Below are 22,563 nucleotides of genomic sequence, written 5' to 3'. Positions count from 1 at the left end.
TCTTGCCATGGTCAACGTGCCCAATTGTACCCACGTTTACATGCGGCTTTGTCCTCTCAAATTTGGTCTTTGCCATTGTCTGTCCTCCTTGTCTCCTTTTCCTTTATCTTATGCAATCTCAACCGGTCTCAAATGGCAATACCTAACCGGCATCATATCATTCTCTATCCTGTTATAGGAAACTACAACTATAGCACGCCGCAATACCCTATGTCAACAAAAAAAATCATATACCCTTAATTTTTTTAATTATTTCTTCTGCCACGTTTTTAGGCAGCTCGTCATAGTGTGCCAACTGCATCGAATAGCTTGCCCTGCCCTGCGTACGTGAGCGCAGGTCTGTTGCATAGCCAAACATCTCCGAAAGCGGCACCGTTGTCTTTATAATCTGCGCGTTGCCCCTTTTAGTCATCTCGTGAATCTTACCGCGTCTGCTGTTTATATCTCCTATGACATCGCCCATATAGTCTTCGGGGGTGACAACTTCAACGTCCATTATTGGCTCTAACAGCACGGGGGAGGCCTTTTTCATCGCCTCTTTCATCGCCATCGACCCTGCTATCTTAAAGGCCATTTCAGAGGAGTCTACCTCGTGGTATGAACCGTCGTATAACTCCGCCCTTACGTCAACCACTGGAAATCCTGCAATGACGCCATTGTTCAGGGCCTCCTTTATGCCGGTCTCTATGGGCGCTATGTATTCCCTTGGGACTGAGCCGCCCACGATTTTATTTTCAAACTCAAATCCTGCCCCTCTGCCAAGTGGTATCAGGACTATCTTTGCATGTCCGTACTGGCCGCGCCCTCCGGTCTGCCTTATGTACTTGCCGTCGCCGTGCGCCTCCGCCTTTACAGTCTCTCTGTAGGCCACCTGTGGTTTCCCAACATTTGCACCCACCTTAAATTCTCTCAGCAGTCGGTCAACTATTATCTCCAGATGCAGCTCGCCCATGCCTGCTATCAACGTCTGTCCGGTCTCTTCATTAAACCTGACTTTGAACGATGGGTCTTCCTGCGTCAGCTTATTTAACGATGCGTAGAGCTTGTCTCTGTCGTCTTTTGTCTTTGGCTCTATGGCAACCGATATAACCGGTTCGGGGAACTGTATTGATTCCAGAATCACGGGGCTTTTCTCATCGCAAAGCGTATCCCCGGTAAGCGTATTTTTCAAGCCCACTACGGCGGCGATGTCACCGGCACGGACTTCGTCTATCTCTTCGCGCTTGCTTGCGTGCATCCTCACAAGCCTGCTTATCCTTTCTTTTTTATCCTTCGTCGAATTATATATGTATGAGCCTGACTTAAGCACCCCGGAGTAGACACGGGTAAAGGTCAACTGCCCTACGTATACATCGGTCATTATCTTAAATGCAAGGGCTGAAAATGGTTCGTCATCTGAGGGGCGCCGCTCAACCGTCTCACCGCTTGCAGGTGCTATCCCTGCTATTGGCGGCACATCCAGCGGCGAGGGCAGATAATCCACCACCCCGTCAAGGAGCATCTGTATCCCTTTATTCTTAAAAGCCGCACCGCAAAACACCGGCACCAGCATCCTGTCTGCCACGCCCTTTCTCAGGGCCGACATTATCTCATGCACTTCCAGCTTCACGCCGTTGAGGTATTTATCTGTCAGGTGGTCATCTATTTCAGACACCGACTCTATTAATTTTTCCCTGTACTCAGCCGCCAGCTCTGCATACTCCTCCGGCACATCGGCCTCTCTAAACCCGGCCCCCAGTGAGTCGTCGTCGTAAAAGTATGCCTTCATCTTCACCAAATCTATCGGCCCAAGGAATTTATCCTCTGCACCCATTGGGATTTGCACCGGCACAGGGTTCGCACCAAGTTTCTCCACCATTGAGTTTACCGACATGTAATAGTCTGCACCAACCCTGTCCATTTTATTTAAGAACGCTATTCTTGGCACATTATATCTGTCGGCCTGGCGCCACACGGTCTCAGTCTGCGGCTCAACGCCTGATACAACATCGAGGACTATTATAGTACCGTCAAGCACCCTCATCGACCTTTCCACTTCTATTGTGAAGTCCACATGCCCCGGCGTATCAATTATATTTATCTTATTGTCCTTCCAAAAACACGTCGTTGCTGCCGATGTTATTGTTATCCCGCGCTCCTGTTCCTGGGGCATCCAGTCCATTACGGCTGTCCCGTCGTGTACTTCGCCTATTTTATATGTTACCCCTGTGTAGTAGAGAATCCTCTCGGTCGTGGTGGTCTTGCCCGCATCTATGTGCGCCATTATTCCGATATTTCTCGTCCTCTCAAGAGGGAATCTCTCGTCTGCCATTGGTCTCTCTTATCCTTCTGCTTCTTCTATATTATCCAGCTTATCGCCTACCAGCGGTAGTGCGCAAATGCCTTGTTTGCATCGGCCATTTTATGGGTATCTTCCTTTTTCTTTACAGAAGAGCCAGTGTTGTTAAATGCATCAAGGAGCTCGCCTGCAAGACGGTCTGTCATGGTCTTTTCCTGGCGCTGCCTCGAATAGTTTATTATCCACCTGTATGCAAGGGCCAGACGCCTCTGCTGCCTTATTTCAACCGGCACCTGATACGTAGCGCCCCCAACGCGGCGGGGCTTAACCTCTATCAACGGTTTTACATTCTCTATTGACGCCTTGAAAATCTTCAGAGGGTCGTCGCCTGTCTTGGTCTTCATTATCTCGAACGCCCCGTAGCAGATTTTCTCCGCTATCGCCTTCTTACCGTCTTCGACAAGAATATTAATGAACTTCCCTACTATCTTACTATTGTACTTGGGGTCCGGCAGGACCTCTTTTCTCTCTGCTACTCTTCTTCTTGGCATAATATTACCTCACGGCATATAGTTTTTAGTGTTCATATTCCGCTGCTGCTGACACGCAAATAACCACAATGTCAGCCCTACAGGTTATTCCTTAATATATTTGGTAAATATTTAGGATAGTCCTTTGGGATAACTTACTTAGGCTTCTTTGCTCCATACTTGGAACGTCCACGCCTTCTGTCCGCTACTCCTACCGTATCCAACGAGCCTCTTATTATGTGATACCTTACGCCTGGCAGGTCTTTCACCCTCCCACCGCGTATCAGCACCATTGAGTGCTCCTGAAGATTATGCCCTACGCCCGGTATATATGCCGTTACCTCAAGGCCGTTTGACAGCCTCACCCTTGCAACCTTTCTCAAGGCAGAGTTCGGTTTCTTCGGCGTTGTCGTATATACCCTCGTGCATACCCCTTGGCGCTGCGGACACCTCTGCAGTGCCGGGCTTTTCGTCTTCTTTATTACGTCCTTTCTACCCTTTCTTACTAACTGTGCTATTGTAGGCAATATCCCTCCACTATCTTCTGTAAGTCAATGTCAAATCGGGCTTACCAACCCTTTTATCACACATCCTGCCTTCAAAGAACTGGATACTACCACAATGATTTTCTTTTGTCAACAAGAATATCATATATTATTAAAAAAACATATCGGCTGCCCAATAATTTTGAAAGGGTATTGACCGCCCTGCAAGCATTGTGTTAGTTTGCTATTGTTTAACTTTATCGATTTGTGGTGGTGAAATGGGTGTGACATGGATTTACTAAACATAACATTCACAGCCTCAGGCGTTACGACTTCTGTTTTAATCCCGCCTCTTTTTGCCTTTGTCCTTTCATTTTTTACATCGATGGGGGGAGTTTCCGGGGCTGTCCTTATTCTTCCCTTTCAGGTGAGTTTTCTTCAGTTTACATCGCCGGCTGTAAACTCCACTAATCTGCTTTATAATGTTGTTGGAATACCGGGCGGTGTTTACCGCTACATAAAAGAAGGCAAGATGGTCTGGCCTCTCACGTGGATAATAATAATCGGCACTATCCCGGGGGTCTTCATAGGTTATTATCTGAGGGTTAAGTATCTCCCTGAACCCGGGAAGTTCAAGCTGTTTATTGCTGCCGTACTGCTTTACATAGGAACGAGGCTGCTTTTGGGTTCATTGAGCAAAGCCACCGGGGGAAAAACGGCTGCCCCGGCTGCCAATATAACCAGCCCGGTTGTCATCTCAAACGCCTCTATGTCGTTGAGTCGTGTGTCGTATGATTTTAAGGGTGAGACACTGAGTTTTAACACGATGTCTATGTTTACGCTGGCCTTTATAGTAGGCATTGTTGGGGGCACCTATGGGATAGGCGGCGGGGCTATAATTGCCCCGTTTTGTGTAACACTCTTTAACCTCCCTGTTTACACCGTTGCCGGGCCTGCCCTAATGGGGACGTTTATTACATCCATCTTTGGGGTTGCATTCTATGCCCTTATCCCTGTAAACGGTGCGACGGCCCCGCCGGACTGGCCATTAGGGCTTCTCTTTGGCGCAGGCGGCTTCGCCGGTATGTACTTAGGGGCGCGGGTGCAAAAACACATGCCTGAGAAGACGATTAAACTAATCCTGTCAGTTATATTTTATATTATAGCGCTTCGATATGCTTACCAGTATTTTCAATAATTATGTTTTGTGATATAATAATTATAATAATGTTATGGTGGAGGTAATATCGATATGAAAATACTAATAGCCGATGATGACCCTAATAATCGTACTGTATTGCAAGGTATGATGGCACATTATGGCGACTGCGATGTCGTATTTAATGGAAAGGAAGCCTATGAGGCATTTGTAATGGCACATGAAGAAAAGCAGCCCTATGACCTTATTTGTCTTGATATAATGATGCCCATAATGGACGGCAATGAAGCGCTGGTGAAAATGCGTAGCTTTGAAGAGGAGGTTGGCATTGATATGCCTTCAAAGGAGGCAAAGATTGTAATGACTACCGCCTTGAATCAGGCAGATGACATAGTAAAGGCATACCACAAAGGCGGCTGTACGGCATATCTGGTAAAGCCTGTAAGTAAAAAGGCTATCGCGGAGATGCTGACAGACATAGGGATACTGAACCAGTGCTGAACCTGGATTTATACGGTTCAGCATACCCCGCGGCTTGCTGCCCTCTGTCAGCCGGACTTACCAAGCCCGAAGGCCTCGTGGAGTTCGCGCTGCGCCAGTTCGCTGTATTTGCCTTCAATGACACAGGAGATTTTTATCTCCGATGTGCTTATCATCAGTATATTAATATTGTTGTCCGACAGGGTTTGAAACATCCTGGCGGCGGCCCCGGAGTGTATCCTCATCCCAACGCCTACGATTGAGATCTTTGCTATGTCGTCTTTAATGATTACTGTTTTTGCGCCGAGGGAGTCTGCAACTGATTGTGTTATCTCAAGCGCGCCCTTTGAGTCGGTCTTTGGCACGGTGAACGATATATCGGCAACACTGCCGTCTGCGCTGACGTTTTGCACTATCATATCCACAACAATGCCCTTTTCGGCAACTGCCTTAAATATAATTGCAGCTATGCCCGGCTTATCCGGCACACCCATCACCGTAAGTTTAACCTGATTCTTATCGCAGGCAATCCCTGAGACTACTACATTTTCCATATCCTTGTCCTCCTTCATAACGAGAGTGCCTGGTTCGCCGCTAAAACTCGAACGTACGACAAGCGGCACTTCGTACTTGCTTGCGAATTCAACAGAGCGGCTCTGCAGCACCTTGGCGCCGAGGCTGGCAAGTTCAAGCATTTCGTCATAAGATATTTTATCCAGTTTTCTTGCGTTTTTCACCACATTCGGGTCTGCCGTATACACACCGTCAACATCTGTGTATATCTCACAGAGGTCGGCCTTCAGCGCTGCCGCAACTGCTACGGCGGTAAGGTCAGACCCTCCCCTGCCAAGCGTTGTAACATCTGATAAGTCTACGGTTATGCCCTGAAACCCGGCAATTACGGCAATCATACCATCATCAATGGCCTGCCTGACACGTTCGGCCTTCACCTGTTCTATTTTTGCCCTGGTGTGCATGGAGTCGGTAATAATTCCTACCTGACGCCCGGTCAACGAGACTGCCCGCTCACCAAGCGACTCAATGGCCATCGCAGTGAGCGCTGCACTGATTCTCTCCCCGCTTGACAGAAGCATGTCAAGTTCTCTCTCGGGCGGGTTTTCGTGCATTTCACCGGCCATACGAATCAATCTGTCTGTCTCACCGGCCATTGCGGATACGACAAGCACTACACCGTTGTTTTGTCTTTTGGTTTTCACTGCCCTTTCGGCAACCGCCATAATCCTCTCTTTGGTGCCAACAGAGGTGCCTCCATATTTTTGTACTATGAGTTTTTTACCGAGCATTTTTGCGGTCATGCCTCCAATCTAATTATATTTACTAAGGGCATTAGTAAAGCATAATGCGTGTGTAAAAATCTATACCATTTTAACTCTGCCCTCAGACGCCCCTTAGGTCAGGGCCAAAGATATATTTATGAAGCTGTATGTTTAGTCTTACGTTCAGGCCGTCGTCAAGAATCCACTTTACTAATGCTGCTGGTGCGATTGATGTCTCTGTTGGCGACATCAGAACCTTGCATATACTGTCCATCTCGTATTGGCGGATTATCTTTACTGCCCATGTGTAGTCCTCGCGCGAGCCTATGACAAATTTCACCTCGTCATCGCGTGTCAACCGTGCTATATTTGCGTAGTCATTATTGCCTGACATACCGCTTGATGGTGTTTTTATGTCCATTATGACCGTAACAAGCGGGATGTGCTTCAAGCAGCTTATGTCTAATGAACCATTTGTCTCAATAAGTACACGATTGCCCGTGCTGGAGAGTTGTTTGGCGAGGGCTACTGTTTCTTTTTGCATAAGGGGTTCACCGCCGGTGATTTCAACAAGATGTGTGCCAGCACTGAGTACTTGTTCGACGATTTCGCTAATCGTCATATCAACGCCTTCGTCATAGGCATATTGTGTGTCACAGTAGCTGCATTGCAGGTTACATCCCGTTAGGCGGACAAATGTGCAGGGCAGACCGGCATATGACGACTCCCCCTGAATACTTGTAAAGATTTCACATACCTTCAACGGTTATTCCTCCTCCTTGACACCGTTCTGTGGTTTTGGTATACTAAAGTTAGTAGCGTTGCTTTGCTCCGTGCGCCCAGCGGTAATGCCCTGGGTGTTTTTAGGCGTTGCCGTATTAAGGGGGTTAGACAGCTCAGGTTTAATGGGTAGTGTGGTGCATCTATCCCAGAGCAGCGCGAATTTTCCTATGTATTTGGGTTTAAATATCCCGCCAGTGATTACCCTGTAAAAATCACCATCATCATGGTGGACTAGCTCAATAACACAAACCTTATCTATGCTATTATTTTTTACCAACATCAACTTATTTCCATAATCTTGTCTTATTTGCGTATAATTATTGGCAATATCATGGATAAAATCATCGCTCCCCGTGTATCTTTCCTGTTTAATTCTATCAAGACGTTTACCATTGTCGGCTTTATCAATGTGACGCTTTCCATATTTGTTGTCACCTTCTTCTAATCTAATCGGGGCTGACTGCCTGCCAATGGCCTTTCCTACTTCCGGTGTAATATATCCAAAATCATACGTCCCATCGCTGGTCTTAATGAAGTCCTTATAGCTCACGTCTTTAACTGCCCAAACTGGTCATCATTTTTCACAGCATATTAGTCGTTTAACAGGAAATTAATCGCCGGGCTGATGTTGTCGATGAGGTCTGAGGCCACTGTTGAGTGCAGGCCGGTCTTCGTTGCAGCAATTTCACCAGTCAGGCCGTGCAGATAAACACCCAGAATGGTTGCATAGAGAGGTGGAAGGCCCTGTCCTATCAGGGATGCCACGACACCTGTCAGGACATCACCCGACCCCGCCGTAGCCATCGATGGGCTTCCAGTTGGATTTATAAACGTATTTCCCTCCGGGTCTGCCGTAACCGTAGGCACCCCCTTGAGCACTACATAGGATGTGGATTCGGCGGCAAACGATGAGGCCGTCTCTATTCTGTCCCTTTCTATCGCTACACATTTTGTGGTCAGATTTGATCTTGTGTCGCTTAAAATCCTTGCCATCTCAACCGTATGAGGTGTTATTATCACCGGGGAGGCCGATGTGTTCAGGGCGCTTATTCTGTCATGATATTTCATCAGCGCAAGTGAGTTTATCCCGTCGGCGTCAACTACTACCGGCACTGTGGAGTTGGCTATTATCTCCTTTACTATCTCTACGGTGTCGTTATCCACACCCATGCCTGGGCCAAGCGCTATCACATCACAGCGCTTCTCGGCGAAGTCAAGTATGTCGTTGATGGATTTTTTAGAGAAATTTCCCTTTCCCTTGTCTGCAAGCGGCAGTGTCATCTCCTCGGTGACTCTGGCCTGGTATGCATCCATCAAAGACACCGGAACTCCTATAGTGACAAGCCCAGACCCTGCCCTCATCGAGGCCCTGGCCGTCATTAACGCAGCCCCAGTCCTGCCCATGCTGCCCCCGACAACCAGTACATGACCAAAATTCCCCTTGTAGGCATAGGGGGGTCTTGAGGGTATCAGCATCGACATAAATGTCTTTTCAACCAGGTCGCAGTGTATCGTATCTGAATTCAGAAACTGATATGGAAACCCAATGTTTTCGACAAACAGCTCTCCTGTGTGGTCTTTCCCTGGATAAAGCAGGTGCCCGCGTTTTGGCAGTCCGAATGTTACAGTGGCATTAGCCCTTATCGCCTTGCCAAGGATCTCACCGTTGTCAGCAGATATGCCGCTTGGTATATCTACGGAGATCACTGACCTGCCCCGGGAGTTTACCGTCTCAATGGTCTTTGCAAGGGCATCTTTAACCGGTTTATTCAGGCCTGTTCCAAACAGGGCGTCTACTACCAGCGAATCCCTGAGGTCGGCCTCCTTTATATTGCTTTTAAAGATTACTTCGATGCCTAAATTTTCGGCTATTTTATATTGAAAGCGGCAGTCGTCATTAAGCCCCTCCATGTGGGAGGCAATGAACACACGCACATTGAATCCATGATTATATAACTCACGAGCCACCACGATGCCGTCGCCGCCGTTATTGCCCGGGCCGCACAATACGCACACATCACAAGGTGGAAACTTCTCTACTATACGCGCGGCTGTAACCACACCGGCACGCTCCATTAGTACCATCGCAGGGATTCCAATGCCTTCGATTGTCTTTGCATCTATCTGCTGCATCTGCCCGCCAGTGACTACTTTCATGAACTTAGTGCCCTCCTCATTTTTCCAACACTACCACAGCTACGCTGTAGCGTTTTTGGTGGCTGATGCTCAGGTGGCTGCCGTTTATCTCATTGACAGCAGTAAACTCCATTGCAGAGTTATGCAGCTCTAACGATGGTCTGCCGCATTTGTCAACTATGACCTCAATATCCTTGAGAGCGGCCTTAGAGCTGCCTGCGGCCTTGATAAAGGCCTCCTTTGCGGCGAATCTCCCCGATAGGGAATCAACAGGGTCGCTCTTTGTAAAACAATACCGAAGTTCACCATGCGTATAGACCCTGTCGAGAAAACTCTGTCCCCATCGCTGGTGTGCCGCCCTTATCCTCTCATTTTCGACGATGTCTACCCCTATGCCGAATATCATGGGCGTCTTACTTGCGTTATCAGGTTTTTCATTTGTCTGACGGCCTGCTCCATGCCAACCAGGACGGCCCTGGAGATGATGCCATGTCCTATGTAGAGGCCGCTGACTGCCTTAATGCCAGCGATTGCCTGTACATTGTGGTAGTTTAACCCGTGACCTGCGTTTACTGTAAGCCCAAGTTCTGCTGCCTTTTGGACTGCTGCCAATATCTTCTGGAGTTCTTGTTTTACAATTTGCGGTGTTGATGCGTTTGCATAGGTACCGGTGTGGATTTCCACACGGTCTGCCCCGGTTATAAGAGAAATCTCCACGTCCTCAGGTGATGGATTGACAAACAGGCTTACCTCAATACCTGCCTCGTGAAGCCGTGTAACTGCATCCTTAAGGCGCTCCCCATTAGACTGTACATCAAGGCCGCCCTCTGTAGTAAGTTCCTGTCTTTTTTCAGGGACAAGCGTTACCATAGCGGGCAGCGTGGCAGCAGCCTTTTCAATCATCTCATCAGTAGCTGCCATCTCCAGGTTTAACGGGACGCTCAGTGTTTGGCGCAGCACATCAAGGTCTCTGTCGATGATGTGTCTTCTGTCTTCTCTCAGATGGATTGTGATACCGTCTGCACCGCCTAGTACGGCCAGGACTGCTGCAGCTACAGGGTCAGGGTCGCTGCCAAGCCTGGCCTGTCTGACAGTTGCCACATGGTCAACATTAACGCTTAAGATCATCCTGCCTCCAATTGATTAGGTGCCAGTAACGCACTATTATATATATTAAAATATTGGATACGATAAAGGAAACACATATCCCCGGGGCAAGGCTCAACGTATTAGAAAAGTTGTATCTATTAATCCTGTGGGGTATATGTCTCCTGAATTAATTCTTTTGAATTAACAAGAAGAGAAATGATATTATAGTTACGCGAAATAGAGGGAAACGCAGAATATACTACTTTGGGGTGTTCTACTGACTACAGTGAAAAGTTTATTAAAATCATCAATATTGGCATTGTTTTCAGCAATTTGTCTGATTGCATCCGGCTGCCAGAAGCACTCTGGCAAATCTCCCGAGGGCAGCAAACACGTTTTAAGGCTTGCTACCAGCTCAACGACTGTTGAATCCGGCCTGTTAGACAGACTTGTGCCAGTCTTCGAGAAAAAGTACGGCGTTAGCGTAGAGGTATTAATGGTGGGAAGCGGAGAGTCTCTGAATCTGGCCAGAAAAGGGGCTGCCGATGTTGTTTTAATCCATTCAAGAGAGGCAGAGGATCAATTTGTAACAGAAGGCTATGGAATTAACAGGAAAGACGTCATGTATAATGACTATGTAATACTTGGCCCACCCGAAGACCCTCTGAAATTAAAAGAAGAAAAGGATGTGCTTTCTGCCATGAAGGTGATTGCAGATAAAAAGGCCGATTTTATCTCACGAGGTGATAAATCCGGCACTCATGCAAGGGAACTTATTCTTTGGAATCTTATCAATGTCAAACCATCTGGTAAATGGTATATGACCGAGAAAAAAGACCAGCTTACAATGCTTAGAGCGGCCTCAGACCAAAAGGCGTATGTCCTGTCTGACAGAAGTACATATATTTTTAACAAGGAACCTCTGAAACTCGTTATAGTTGTAGAGGGAGACAGGAAATTATTTAATCCTTACGGCGTTATTGCCGTAAGCCCGGCTAAGGTTCCCGGGGTTAATTTTGAGTCAGCTATGAAGTTTATTGATTTTATTACATCTGTAGATGGACAGGAGATAATCTGTTACTACGGGAAAATGAGGTTCAACAAGGCGCTGTTTACTCCTCTTGCTACTAGAAATTACACGTGTCAATGAAAAAGTTACAAAACAGAATACTGGTAAATTTTCTTCCTCTGACAATAATTCCAGCCCTGATAATCATCATAGTCTGCGTAACACTGATGGAGAGACAGATTGCTGAAACCTTCGGATTGATGCTCAGAAACGGTATCAGAGGGGTTGATGAGGAGTTTGATTTCATGGAACATCGATTTCTCGACAACGCCCGCTCAATAGCTGAAAGCGAGGATATAGTGGCTATGACCGAGCGTCAGGATAATAAAGCCCTTTTAGACGAACTGCCCAGAATACAGACATTGTTAGGAGCAAGTAGTATCAGGGTCTACAATCACGAAGGTTTAGCGCTGGCAGGTGGGAACTACAGGGTCCCAACGGAATATAACAACGACATTTCCAAAAAAATAGTAACACAGGTACTTAGAGAAAAAGACATATGCGCCGTTATGAAAACAAACAAAGGGGTCGGGTTTGATTCTTTTGTGCAAATCAGGGTAAAAGGTAACCCGGTTGGTGTATTAGAGGTTATCAAACTCCTGGACTATGACTTATTGTCACAAATGAAGGCTGAATTTGGAACAGATATGATTGTTTACAACGGTGAGCACCCGCAGGCAATTACTATGACTAATGCCAGCATAATGACTGATCCAAATCTTATTGCAATGATTGGTAGTGCAAACACCAACCAAAGGGAACTCACTATGGAGATGGTGCTTGGTGGGTTAGTGTACTATGTTGGGGTCAAACCTATTATGTATGAGACAGAACAAATAGGCACCCTGGTATTTGCCGCATCGGGTGAAAAGGCCTACAGAGAGAGGATGATACTAAAAATTGCCGTGCTGCCGTCAATTGCTATCCTGTTGTTAACTGCCATTTATATGTCACGCCGTGTGTCTTTAAAAGTCGTACAACCTATAAAGACATTGTGCAAGGTTACGCAGGAGATATCCGAAGGCTCACGCTCTGTTACTGCAGATATTAAGTCTGACGATGAGGTCGGCGTATTAGCTGATTCTTTTAACAAGATGATCAAAGAATTAAGAATGCACCAGAACCACCTCAACGTACTAGTTGAGGAGAAAACCCGTGAACTAATTGAAACAAATAAGGATTTGCTAAATGAGATGATAGCACGTAAGAAGGCGCAGTCACAAAATGAATTAACATTAAATCTGCTGCAGAATATAGCAGATAATGTCCCGGGAGCAATATACCAGTTCAGACTGCACAAGAATGGCAGCAGTTGTTTTCCTTACGCCAGCGCAGCCTTTCGTGAGATATTCCGTGTTGACCCCAATGAAGTCAGAGAAGATGCCTCTGTAGTATTCAGCGTCATACACCCGGACGATTACGACGGCGTTATTGCTTCTGTCAATAAATCAGCACAAGACCTGACACACTGGCACCACGAGATACGTTTGCTGTTTGACGACGGTACGATGCGCTGGGTGCTTGCCAGCTCAAAGCCGCAAAAGGAGGCAGACAACTCTGTCATCTGGCATGGTTTCATCACAGACATAACTGAGCGCAAGCATATGGAAGAGGAGTTAGTGGAATTAAACCGGACACTGGAGCAGCGCATAACACAGGAGACAGACAAGCGATTGATACATGAGCAGATACTCATACAGCAGTCTAAAATGGCGGCAATGGGTGAAATGATCGGACTAATAGCACATCAGTGGAGGCAGCCTCTCAATGCCATAGGTCTAAACGTACAGGATATAAAGGACTCGTATAACTTCGGCGAACTTAACGAAAACACAATAGAACAGATTGTCAGCACAACGATGAATCAGATATTTTTTATGTCAAAGACGATAGATGATTTCAGGGATTTTTTCAAGCCCTCAAAGAAGAAGTTAGTCTTTGATGTGAGAAAAACCATAGAAGAACTACTGTCAATGTTTATGCAGGTGTTCAGTAAAAGCAACATAGATGTTTTGATAAATACCGCCCCTGATACATTACCATTTACAGAGGGATATCCAAATGAATTCAAACAGGTACTGCTTAACATCCTGAATAATGCAAAGGACGCTATAAATTCTGACGGCAGCACCCCGATTCAAATTCGTGGGCAGATAGAGCTAACCATTGAAAACAATGAAGTGAAAGATAAAATAATTATTTCTATAAGAGACAACGGCGGTGGAATTCCGGCTCACATAATAGATAAAATTTTTGAGCCGTATTATTCGACAAAGGGCAGAGAAGGCACCGGACTTGGGCTTTATATGTCAAAAACAATAGTGGAAACAAATATGGGCGGCACCCTGACAGTTAGAAATACTGACAATGGTGCAGAGTTTGTGATAAGTTTAGAAGCAAGCGCTCAGCAGGACGCACTCTCTCAGGCGGATTTATAGACATGGCATGTCATATTATGGGCTTTTGGAGCATCTGAGCGGCGTCCATCGAGCTTCTTACAAGCGGGGCAGAGGCCACTGCGTCAAACCCCAGCTCTTGTGCCTTTACCCTGTATAAGTCAAACACCTCCGGCAGCACATACTCCACGACCGCAATGTTGGTCTTTCTTGGCCGTAAGTACTGCCCTATTGTTATAAAGCTGCACCCACTGGCCTTTAAATCCTTCAGAACTGCCATGACCTCGTCAAAACTCTCGCCAAGTCCAACCATCAGGCCGGATTTTACTCTTACTTTCGATGAGTAATTGTTAGCTTCAGACAAAACCCTTAACGACACCCCATAATCGGCCTGAGGTCTCACCTTGTAGTATAACGACGGCACGGTCTCTACGTTGTGATTAAACACGTCAGGCTCTGCGTCAAGCACTTTGTGCAATGCCTCAAGACTGCCCTTAAAGTCCGGCGTCAGGACCTCTATTTTTGCATCCGGCAGCTCCCCTCTTATGGCTGTGATTACAGCGGCAAAGTGTGCGGCCCCGCCGTCTGGCAGGTCGTCGCGTGTAACGGAGGTTACTACCACGTGTGTCAGGTTCATTGCCTTTGCCGCAGCGGCAACGCGCTCTGGCTCCCCTGCGTCTACGGCTGATGGCCTCACATGAGAGACTGAACAAAACCCGCAGCTCCTCGTACAGTCCTTGCCAAGAATCATGAAGGTAGCAGTAGGGCGGCTGAAGCAGTGGCCGCGATTGGGGCATCTGGCCTCCTCACACACTGTTGAGAGGCGGTTTTGGCGAAGCAGGCGCTTTGTCTGCCTCAGACTGCTAAATGTGTTGGTCTTTAACCAGTCAGGGAGTCTTTCCATTTTATCCTTCACGCTTTGCCTCTTCCCACAGGGCGTCCATTTCGGCGGTTGTCATATCTCTGAGAGGTTTACTCCGGCACTTCGCATTCTGCTCCATATGTTGAAATCTCCCGATGAACCGGTTTATAGTTTTTCTTAGCGCCTCCTCTGGATTGACCTTGATAAATCTTGCGACATTTACTATGGTAAAAAGTATATCGCCGAGTTCTGCTTCGGCTCTGGCGGGGTCGTTGACGGCCTCTTTAAATTCATTGAGTTCTTCGTCGAGTTTATCGAGCACATCAGCGGTCTTTTTCCAATCGAACCCTGCGCGTGAGGCCCTGTCACCAACCATAAACGCCCGCAGCAGCGACGGCAGGGTTATAGGTATGCCGCATAGAGAGGACTGCGCGTGCCTGCCCTCTGATTTCTTTATCTCATCCCATTGTTTAAGCACCTCTGAGGAGGTCTCGCACACAGCGCCGCCAAACACATGCGGGTGCCTTGTTAACATTTTATCACATATACCAGAGATAACGTCGTATATGTCAAATTGCCCCTTTTCCTTTGCAATATGGGCAAAAAAGAGCAGTTGAAAGAGGACATCACCAAGCTCTTCACGAATCCTTTCGGGCCTTCCCTCCTCTACGGCCTCTATTAGTTCGTGAGTCTCTTCGATTAGATATGCCAAGAGCGTGTGTTCAGTTTGTTCCTTATCCCACGGGCAGCCCTGTTCAGCCCTCAGAGCGTCCATTATTCCAACAAGGTCTTTAAAATCATTAAATCCGGTCAGCTCTTGTCTCATCAGAAGAATATTATCAAATAGGCATATAGATGTGTCAATAGCTGGCATGTTTTTGTAATAATATAACATGAACGGAAAAGGGATTAAGGGGACCTCAGGCCCTACAGCAGCCTGGGCGCCCGGAAGCGGTTACAGGGGCTGTAGCCCAACCGCAGCCTGCATACTATTATGCTAACAAAACGGGGGAGATATGTCAACAGGCGGCGTAGAGATCATATAGGTTCTCTTTACATACACATCCCGTTTTGTCTGAGGAAATGCCCGTACTGCGATTTTTTCTCGATACCGTATGAGACCGAAATAGAAAACCGCTATGTCAGTGCCCTGAGACGCGAGCTAACTTTGAGAAAAGACGAAATCGGCACACTGAAAACTATCTATATCGGCGGCGGCACGCCCTCTGTGTTTGAAGCGGGATCAATTGCGCGGCTGCTTGAATTTATAAATAATAATTTCACCATAGAAGGCAGTGCAGAACTCACACTGGAGGTCAATCCATCAAGCGTTGACGACGAAAAACTCCGCAGCCTCAGACAAGCCGGTATAAACAGGATAAGCATGGGGGTGCAGTCCTTCGACAATGCTGAGCTAAAATCTCTGGGCCGCCTGCACGACTCGCAAGGGGCAGCTAATGCCTTAGATATTATAAAAAAGTACTTCGTGAATTTCTCTATTGACCTCATATATGGCCTCGAGGGGCAGAGTACTAGTTGCTGGATAAGAAACATCAGGACGGCACTTTCCTTCTCACCGCCGCATATATCTGCATATGAGCTGACCCCTGAGGAGGGAACGCCGTTTGGCAGGCGTGTCAAAAGTGGACAGGCAGCCCTTCCCTGTGAGGACGACATTGCCGCAATGTATGATTCGGCAGCAGAACTGTTTAACAGCGCGGGACTCTGCCACTATGAAATCTCAAACTTCGCCGCAGAGGGTTTTCAATGCCGTCATAACCAGAACTACTGGCGGCGGGAGTTTTATACCGGGATAGGGGCAGGGGCGCATTCACACCTGAACATACCAGCCGGTAAGCCTGTGAGAAGCTCAAATGTCGCAGACGTTGAGCAGTATCTGACCGCAGTAGAACACGACACGCTGCCAGTTTATGAGCATATGATTATTGACAGCCGCGAAAGGCTCAAAGAAGACATATTTCTTGGGCTTAGAACATCAGAAGGCATTCATATAGATAAATTGGCCGGTATCACAATTTCAGGGCTTATAGAAAACGGACTTGCAACACTTGATGAGAGCAGTTTCAGACTGACGAGAAAGGGGTTCCTCGTCAGCAACCGAATCATCGGGTCTTTAATTGACCAATTATAGATAAGACAGGTGGGGGGGTGGTCTGTCACTCCCCTAAGAGTGTTTGAAAGGTCTGATGGTGCAGTTCTTCTTCGGCGAGGATTTGCTCGAACAGGAGTCTTGTAGTGGAGTCGCCCTCGTCGTTGGCCATTTTTATGATTCTTTTGTATAGCTCGATTGCAGATGCTTCTTCGTCTATATCCTTTTGGATGATTTCCATCTCTGTGCCTGTGATGTCAACGGGTTTAGGTGTAGTGGTTGGGATTTCACCGAGGTAGACAAGCCTTTCAGCTATTTTCTCTGCATGGAGCATCTCGGCGATAGCAATTGCCCGTAGCTCCGAACCGATGAACCTGGCCCTTTTCCCTTTTATCATTATGTGCTGAAACATATACTGAATACTTACTTTGAGTTCCCTTGCGATTGCCTCGTTCATAATGTTCTTCAATTCTGCGCTTGCCATAGATAACTCCCTCCTGTAAACTGATGTTAGAATAACCCAAGCTGCCGCATTTTTGGGTATGTCATTTGGTGTTTTTAGTATTAGGCAAACCGACAGAGTCGTGTTCCTGGACAAGGAGCCAGCTGCCTCCTCTGCGCTCGAACGTGGCTGTCGATCTGATCTTTACTGATACGGGTTTATCGTCAATAGTGATAGTGCAGTCGCTAAGCTGGGCTGTCCATGCCACCCTTGCGGAGGCATTTACATGAACAGTCTCATCCAGAAGCGTACACTTATAGGTAGCCTTCATGTCGGCTGCTTTTTTCATATGCTGCACAACCTTGTCATATCCGACCAAATAATCTCCGGTCAGAATGTCAACGGCGACAATGTCTGCGTCGTGGGCTACGTACTTAAAAAAGCCATCGATATCACCATTCAAAAATGCGTTGTTAATATCGTCCAGAACCTTTTTTACCTGTGCCTTGAACATTTCTGGCCCAATGGGCTTACCACTGCCGCACATGGCATTTCCACTAACAATCAGTACCGCTGCCGCGGCTATCAACACATACAGCGCCTTTTTAATCATCATCATCCATACAGTTATTACGGTGTGCCTATGGAGTCATGAGACTGGATAAGCAGCCACTTGCCACCTTTTTTTACTTCGACGGCTGTAGACCTTATTGTCACGTTAGTGGTCTTTTCAGCTGTGGTAAAAGTGCAATCGTTCTTTTGGGCTATCCATGCCACATCGCTTGCATTGTTTAGTTTAATTATCTGTTCTGCGGTCTTACACTTATATGCGGAGCGTATTTCGGCTGCTTTTTTTAGGGCATTTTTAACATTTTCATATCCGGCATAGAAGCTACCGTCGTTTACGCCGATAAGGGTAAGGGTAGCATCAGAGGCGATATTACTTAATAGTGTGTTTATATCACCCTTTTCATATGCCTGATTTATGGTATCGAAAGTCTTTTTAGCCTGAGTTTTTGCCGGTTCAACGGTAGGTTTCTTACCAGCTTCGCCAAAGACCATCCCCGCCGATACTATAGCTGCACCGGCTAAGAGCATTTGTGCCGCTAATTTTTTCATATAATCGTACCCCCAAATAATCCGTAATTAAACCAATATCAAGCTCCAGAACCGGAGCCCCAAGAAATGGTAATATTATTCCAACAGTTATGTCAACATGCGACTTGAACATGTCAAGCCAAAATAGAAATGTCCTATTTTTACCAAAGTAAAAATGTCCTACTGGGTTAATAATAAGTGGACGTGTATCTATCGTTTTTGAGCTTTTTGAACTGCTAACCCGCATAAATACTACGTTTTCAGCCGATATGTACCCCATATGTTCCTATTCACCCAAAACCCAAGTACGGTGTTATGCAAGTTGTTAAACGATAAGTGAAGATTGATGTTACGAAGAGGTAACGCTCTGTTTGACAATAGATATGAATAACTATGTGATTTATTTATGATAATGTGTTTTGAATGTGCCAGGCAGATATTAAATAGATAGTTCTTCATAGGTGGCGCTGCGCTCAACTGGCTCTTTCTGTGCGCGCGTGATCAGGTGAATCATTTGCTCAGTTGTAAGCATCTCGGCGGATGACGCACCGGCGCTGTGGGCAATTTTCTCTTCTATTACTGTGCCGTCAATGTCTGTGGCGCCGAAGTACAGGGCTATTTGGCATATCTTCTCGCCAAGCATAATCCAGTATGCCTTGATGTGCGGGAAGTTATCAAGGACTATACGGCTGACGGCTATTGTCTTAAGGTCGTCTATGCCGGAAGGCGTTACATCTGCTACACTGGCAACAGGCTGGTATGAAAGAGGAATAAATGCCTGAAACCCCCCTGTACGGTCTTGCAGCGCTCGCAGCGCCATGAGGTGGTCAACCCTGTCGCCGAAGGATTCGATGTGACCGTAGAGCATTGTGGCGTTTGTCTTAATGCCAAGCGTGTGGGCGGCCTCGTGGATTTCAAGCCAGCGGGCAGCGGGGATTTTCTCCGGGCAGAGGCGCGCGCGTACAGTCTCATTAAATATCTCAGCCCCGCCGCCTGGCATCATATCAAGCCCGTGTGATTTCAACTCAGCAAGCGTGCCCTGAAGCCCCAGCCCGCTTAGTTTCGTAAAATGGTCAACTTCGACGGCAGTAAACGCCTTAATCTGAACGCGAGGGTACTGTATCTTAATCCTTGAAATCAGGTCGAGATAATAACTAAACGGCCAGTCTGGATGAAGGCCGCCGACGATGTGCAGTTCATTAAATGGTGAGTGCGTGGAGGCCAGCTTTGCAAGTATATCGTCAATGGTCATCGCGTATGCGCCGTCCTGCCCCGTTGAGCGGCTGAATGCGCAGAACCGGCACCGGTTGACGCATATGTTAGTCGGGTTAATGTGGTGGTTTCGCGTGTAGTAGACCTTCTTGCCGTGTCGTTGTTGCGCGGCGAAGGCGGCAGCCCTGCCCGTGTCAAACAGGTCATCAGAGTTAAAAAGCCCCAGCGCGTCGTCCCTGCCAAGACGCTCCCCACAATAAACCTTGTCAAGCACATTTAAATGCATGGTTTATTCTAACATATACAGATGGTTTCATACACATGTTAAGTTTATTACACATGTGATATATGTTTTACCTATTGACAGCATGGCGGTGACGACTGTTATACTTAATCTACAGTTAATACAGTCTAATATATTTTTTAAACCCCATGAGTGTTAAACTCACACCGGATAACGCAGTAGTATTGTGAAAACTGATATGATAAATAGCGAAACCCAGGATAAGCGCATTATAAGTTATTTAAATACGCCGCGTTTGATAGCTGTTATTGTGATAACCACTATAGCATTGTCAGTCATTACAGCCTCCTGGACAAAAAACAGGATGATAAGAAAAATCAATGGAGAGATCGTAGTGCGTTTAAATACATACAACAGTTATTTGTTAGACAGGGTAAACAACTACAGCATCTACACTAAATTGTTATCAGAACGTCCTCATATCATAGAATACTTAAAGTATCCCCCTGATACAAAAATTCAAAATGAAAAAATTCAAAATGAGATGAACGAATACTTATTGAAGTTCAATGATGCTATCGGTGCATCTGTTGCTTATATAATTAATAAGAACGGTATTACTGTCGCTTCAAGCAACTATAAAGATGCCAGCAGTTTAGTAGGCAAGAATTTGGGGTTCAGAGAATATTTCAAGAATGCCATGAACGGGATACCAACTGAGGACATAGCCGTCGGAGTTGTAACAAAGATACTCGGTTACTATAGGTCACATCCTGTAAGGAACGGCGATGAGATAATCGGGGTTGCCGTGATAAAATACGATGTAAACGTAGCTTCTCATAACAGCACACATAGAGAAGAGATACTGATTATTGAGGATGACCATGGTGTTATTTTTCATACCAATGATAAGCGGTATCTCTACCACACAAGACACAAGCTATCGGAAGATACCTTAAAAATGTTAAAAGACACGAAGTCGTATGCCAGCGAGCCATTGCCGCCACTGCCGATTGTTAATGAATCAGAAAAAAATGGTATACACTTCGTTACACTCCGCCACACGCAGCAGGCAGGGGAGAAATCACGGACTAAGGAATATATAATTTCAGGGACACATGATAATAGTACTGTTTGGAATACGCATTTTCTTTTTGAACTTTCTGAAGCAGGGCAGGAGATAAAGAAGAATGTCTTCTTAGTAATATCATCGATGTTTGTGCTTTATTTGATTGGTGCATTTCTAATTCATAGAACTAAATCAAGACAAAGATTACAGGAAAGCTATAATGATGTGCTAGAGCAAAAAGCTCTGTTATTAGAGCAAAAGGCTCTGTTATTAGAACAAAAGGCTCTGTTATTGGAACAAAAGGCTATTGTTGATAAACATGTAAAAGAGCAGGAAACCATTAACTCCGTTCTGAGGCTGTCGTTGTCATCTGAATCCCTTGAGGTACACCTGCAAAGGAAATTAGATGTTCTTTTGGCACATACTCAGAGTTCCTTAGTACCCAGAGGGTGTATTTTTCTCTATGATGAGAAACTGAACGTCCTTCAACTTGCTGTACAACGTGGGCTTAGTGATGCACATATTGCGGCGTGTGCAGTTGTACCATCTGGTAAATGCCTGTGCGGGCTGGCGGCCTCTACGAAGGAAATAGTGTTTTCCAGTGATTGTAGGGACAGTAGACACACGATTACTTACGATGCTATGCCCGAGCACGGTCAGTATTGTGTGCCAATTGTTTCAACAGACAAACAGACAGACCGGCTGTTGGGAGTAATCTCTATCCATGTGCCATCGGGCTATGAACGAAATGATGCAGATGAGGTATTTTTTAAAAATATTGCAAGTATTATTGCCAGCGTGATTTTGCGAAAACAAGAACTTCAGCTCATAGAGCTGGACAGGACGGAGTCTCTGACTACCCTGGCGGCAGGCATAGCACATGAGATAAATAATCCCTTGTCTTTTATTAAAGCATCTGTAAGCTCCATCCAAAGAAATCTATCTAAAGTTGAGCAATTCATAAAACAATGCGGAATACTTCAAAAGCCTCCATCAGATGAAGAACTATCTCAGCAGCTCAACTCGCTCTCTATGATGAATACGAAAATCGCCACGTCTAATAAGGGTATTGAGAGAATTATGGAGGTCGTCAACGGGTTGAGGACATTTTCACGTCTCAACAAATCTGACGTAGAGGAAGTGGATATTAATAAGTGTATCGACGAGGCATTATCGCTATGTGTAGACAACAGGGTGACAATCCTCAAGGAATACGCACAGTTGCCACCGTATCTTTGTGAATCACGGGCGATAAATCAATGTCTCTACCATATACTGCAAAATGCCTTTCAGGCTGTTCAGGCGGTTAAAGACATCGGCACACAACAGCCAACAATACGAATCGTTACTTCGCAGGCAGGTACAGAGGGTGAAATAGTTCAAATAAAGATAGAGGACAACGGAATAGGAATGTCTGAGGACGCTGTGAAGCGGGCGTTTGTACCTTTCTTTACGACAAAAGAAGTAGGTTCAGGCAAGGGTCTGGGATTGTCTATGGTGGAGGGGATAATATCACGACATAACGGCACAATTAAGTTAGAAAGTATAGAAGGCGAGGGTACTACAGTGACGATAAGCCTGCCTATTGTTCAAAATAAGATGTTTTTATAAGTAGAGCCAGTTGCAAAATGAATAAATATGCCCTGTTTATGTTCAACCTTAAAGAATGGATTCCTGCTTTCCAGTGTGTGTTGTATCTCTTTGTAGTTCACGGCGGTACCTCCAGTGTTTATTCGCCAATTATAGTACATCAATTGTCATGGGGCAGTAAAGCTAAAACTGGAATAATAGGCTGTGTTACCCATCAGGGCAAATTCACAGCATCTCCCCAATCAACATTGCAC

General features: G+C 46.1%; 21 protein-coding genes and 1 pseudogene. 6 read left to right on the top strand and 16 right to left on the bottom strand.

Features of this window, described 5'->3' with window-relative positions; all coding sequences use genetic code 11:
* From ASN18_RS12055 to rpsL, 4 genes and pseudogenes are all read right to left on the bottom strand, one after another.
* Positions 1 to 76 (bottom strand): annotated as a pseudogene (locus ASN18_RS12055) (GTP-binding protein); the annotation flags it as partial.
* 150 nt (positions 77 to 226) lie between these two features.
* A complete protein-coding gene (gene fusA / locus ASN18_RS12050) occupies positions 227 to 2,311 on the bottom strand; it encodes an elongation factor G (protein ID WP_085052997.1) in 2,085 nt (694 codons plus the stop codon).
* Positions 2,312 to 2,358: 47 nt separating this feature from the next.
* Positions 2,359 to 2,829, bottom strand: coding sequence for a 30S ribosomal protein S7 (rpsG, locus tag ASN18_RS12045; protein WP_085052996.1), 471 nt, complete (start codon positions 2,827 to 2,829; stop codon positions 2,359 to 2,361).
* A gap of 134 nt (positions 2,830 to 2,963) precedes the next feature.
* On the bottom strand, positions 2,964 to 3,335 hold the full coding sequence (gene rpsL, locus ASN18_RS12040; protein ID WP_085052995.1) for a 30S ribosomal protein S12: 372 nt from the start codon (positions 3,333 to 3,335) through the stop codon (positions 2,964 to 2,966).
* 247 nt (positions 3,336 to 3,582) lie between these two features.
* Here rpsL and ASN18_RS12035 point away from each other — a divergent pair, with 247 nt between their 5' ends.
* Positions 3,583 to 4,491 (top strand): sulfite exporter TauE/SafE family protein, encoded by a 909-nt coding sequence (locus tag ASN18_RS12035; protein ID WP_236861715.1) that lies wholly within the window; start codon positions 3,583 to 3,585, stop codon positions 4,489 to 4,491.
* A gap of 54 nt (positions 4,492 to 4,545) precedes the next feature.
* Positions 4,546 to 4,953, top strand: coding sequence for a response regulator (locus ASN18_RS12030; protein ID WP_085052994.1), 408 nt, complete (start codon positions 4,546 to 4,548; stop codon positions 4,951 to 4,953).
* A gap of 47 nt (positions 4,954 to 5,000) precedes the next feature.
* Here the strand turns inward: ASN18_RS12030 and ASN18_RS12025 are convergent, their stop codons facing one another.
* From ASN18_RS12025 to ASN18_RS12000, 6 genes are all read right to left on the bottom strand, one after another.
* Positions 5,001 to 6,248: an aspartate kinase gene (locus tag ASN18_RS12025; protein ID WP_236861714.1), complete on the bottom strand. Its 1,248-nt coding sequence runs from the start codon at positions 6,246 to 6,248 to the stop codon at positions 5,001 to 5,003.
* A gap of 82 nt (positions 6,249 to 6,330) precedes the next feature.
* Positions 6,331 to 6,972 (bottom strand): radical SAM protein, encoded by a 642-nt coding sequence (locus ASN18_RS12020; RefSeq protein ID WP_085052993.1) that lies wholly within the window; start codon positions 6,970 to 6,972, stop codon positions 6,331 to 6,333.
* A gap of 3 nt (positions 6,973 to 6,975) precedes the next feature.
* Positions 6,976 to 7,542: a hypothetical protein gene (locus ASN18_RS12015; RefSeq protein ID WP_085052992.1), complete on the bottom strand. Its 567-nt coding sequence runs from the start codon at positions 7,540 to 7,542 to the stop codon at positions 6,976 to 6,978.
* Between the two features lie 41 nt (positions 7,543 to 7,583).
* Positions 7,584 to 9,149: an NAD(P)H-hydrate dehydratase gene (locus tag ASN18_RS12010; protein WP_085052991.1), complete on the bottom strand. Its 1,566-nt coding sequence runs from the start codon at positions 9,147 to 9,149 to the stop codon at positions 7,584 to 7,586.
* 16 nt (positions 9,150 to 9,165) lie between these two features.
* Positions 9,166 to 9,534, bottom strand: a complete 369-nt coding sequence (gene acpS / locus ASN18_RS12005) for a holo-ACP synthase (protein WP_085052990.1) — start codon at positions 9,532 to 9,534, stop codon at positions 9,166 to 9,168.
* Positions 9,531 to 10,256: a pyridoxine 5'-phosphate synthase gene (locus ASN18_RS12000; protein ID WP_085052989.1), complete on the bottom strand. Its 726-nt coding sequence runs from the start codon at positions 10,254 to 10,256 to the stop codon at positions 9,531 to 9,533. The genes acpS and ASN18_RS12000 overlap by 4 nt, the downstream gene beginning before the upstream one ends.
* 247 nt (positions 10,257 to 10,503) lie before the next feature.
* On the opposite strand from ASN18_RS12000, the gene ASN18_RS11995 reads away from it, so the two are divergent.
* Both ASN18_RS11995 and ASN18_RS11990 read left to right on the top strand, forming a co-directional pair.
* The gene (locus ASN18_RS11995; RefSeq protein WP_236861713.1) at positions 10,504 to 11,367 is read left to right on the top strand and encodes an ABC transporter substrate-binding protein; all 864 of its coding nucleotides are present in this window, start codon (positions 10,504 to 10,506) and stop codon (positions 11,365 to 11,367) included.
* Positions 11,364 to 13,724, top strand: coding sequence for an ATP-binding protein (locus ASN18_RS11990; RefSeq protein WP_157072965.1), 2,361 nt, complete (start codon positions 11,364 to 11,366; stop codon positions 13,722 to 13,724). Before ASN18_RS11995 ends, ASN18_RS11990 begins: the two co-directional genes overlap by 4 nt.
* Positions 13,725 to 13,734: 10 nt before the next feature.
* Here ASN18_RS11990 and lipA read toward each other — a convergent pair whose 3' ends face one another.
* Together lipA and mazG are read right to left on the bottom strand one after the other, a co-directional pair.
* Entirely contained in the window at positions 13,735 to 14,598 is an 864-nt protein-coding gene (gene lipA, locus ASN18_RS11985; protein ID WP_236861712.1) for a lipoyl synthase, read from the bottom strand.
* Positions 14,588 to 15,370, bottom strand: a complete 783-nt coding sequence (gene mazG, locus ASN18_RS11980; RefSeq protein WP_085053000.1) for a nucleoside triphosphate pyrophosphohydrolase — start codon at positions 15,368 to 15,370, stop codon at positions 14,588 to 14,590. The genes lipA and mazG overlap by 11 nt, the downstream gene beginning before the upstream one ends.
* Positions 15,371 to 15,538: 168 nt before the next feature.
* On the opposite strand from mazG, the gene hemW reads away from it, so the two are divergent.
* Positions 15,539 to 16,696 carry a radical SAM family heme chaperone HemW gene (hemW, locus tag ASN18_RS11975; RefSeq protein ID WP_085052986.1) on the top strand — a complete coding sequence of 386 codons (1,158 nt, stop codon included), beginning with the start codon at positions 15,539 to 15,541 and terminating at the stop codon, positions 16,694 to 16,696.
* Between the two features lie 25 nt (positions 16,697 to 16,721).
* Here hemW and ASN18_RS11970 read toward each other — a convergent pair whose 3' ends face one another.
* The 4 genes from ASN18_RS11970 to mqnE form a co-directional block, all read right to left on the bottom strand.
* Entirely contained in the window at positions 16,722 to 17,138 is a 417-nt protein-coding gene (locus ASN18_RS11970; protein WP_085052985.1) for a ferritin-like domain-containing protein, read from the bottom strand.
* A 61-nt stretch (positions 17,139 to 17,199) separates the two neighbouring features.
* Positions 17,200 to 17,715: a nuclear transport factor 2 family protein gene (locus ASN18_RS11965; RefSeq protein WP_085052984.1), complete on the bottom strand. Its 516-nt coding sequence runs from the start codon at positions 17,713 to 17,715 to the stop codon at positions 17,200 to 17,202.
* 11 nt (positions 17,716 to 17,726) lie between these two features.
* Positions 17,727 to 18,215: a YybH family protein gene (locus ASN18_RS11960; protein WP_085052983.1), complete on the bottom strand. Its 489-nt coding sequence runs from the start codon at positions 18,213 to 18,215 to the stop codon at positions 17,727 to 17,729.
* A 418-nt stretch (positions 18,216 to 18,633) separates the two neighbouring features.
* On the bottom strand, positions 18,634 to 19,692 hold the full coding sequence (mqnE, locus tag ASN18_RS11955; RefSeq protein WP_085052982.1) for an aminofutalosine synthase MqnE: 1,059 nt from the start codon (positions 19,690 to 19,692) through the stop codon (positions 18,634 to 18,636).
* 196 nt (positions 19,693 to 19,888) lie between these two features.
* Here mqnE and ASN18_RS11950 point away from each other — a divergent pair, with 196 nt between their 5' ends.
* Positions 19,889 to 22,330, top strand: a complete 2,442-nt coding sequence (locus ASN18_RS11950) for an ATP-binding protein (protein WP_157072964.1) — start codon at positions 19,889 to 19,891, stop codon at positions 22,328 to 22,330.
* Positions 22,331 to 22,563: the final 233 nt, after the last annotated feature.

Origin of the sequence: Candidatus Magnetominusculus xianensis, assembly GCA_001541255.1 — a bacterium.
GTDB classification, from domain to species: Bacteria; Nitrospirota; Thermodesulfovibrionia; order Thermodesulfovibrionales; family Magnetobacteriaceae; genus Magnetominusculus; species Magnetominusculus xianensis.
Note: the sequence above shows the minus strand (reverse complement) of the source record. Positions and strands in the feature narration are given on the sequence as shown.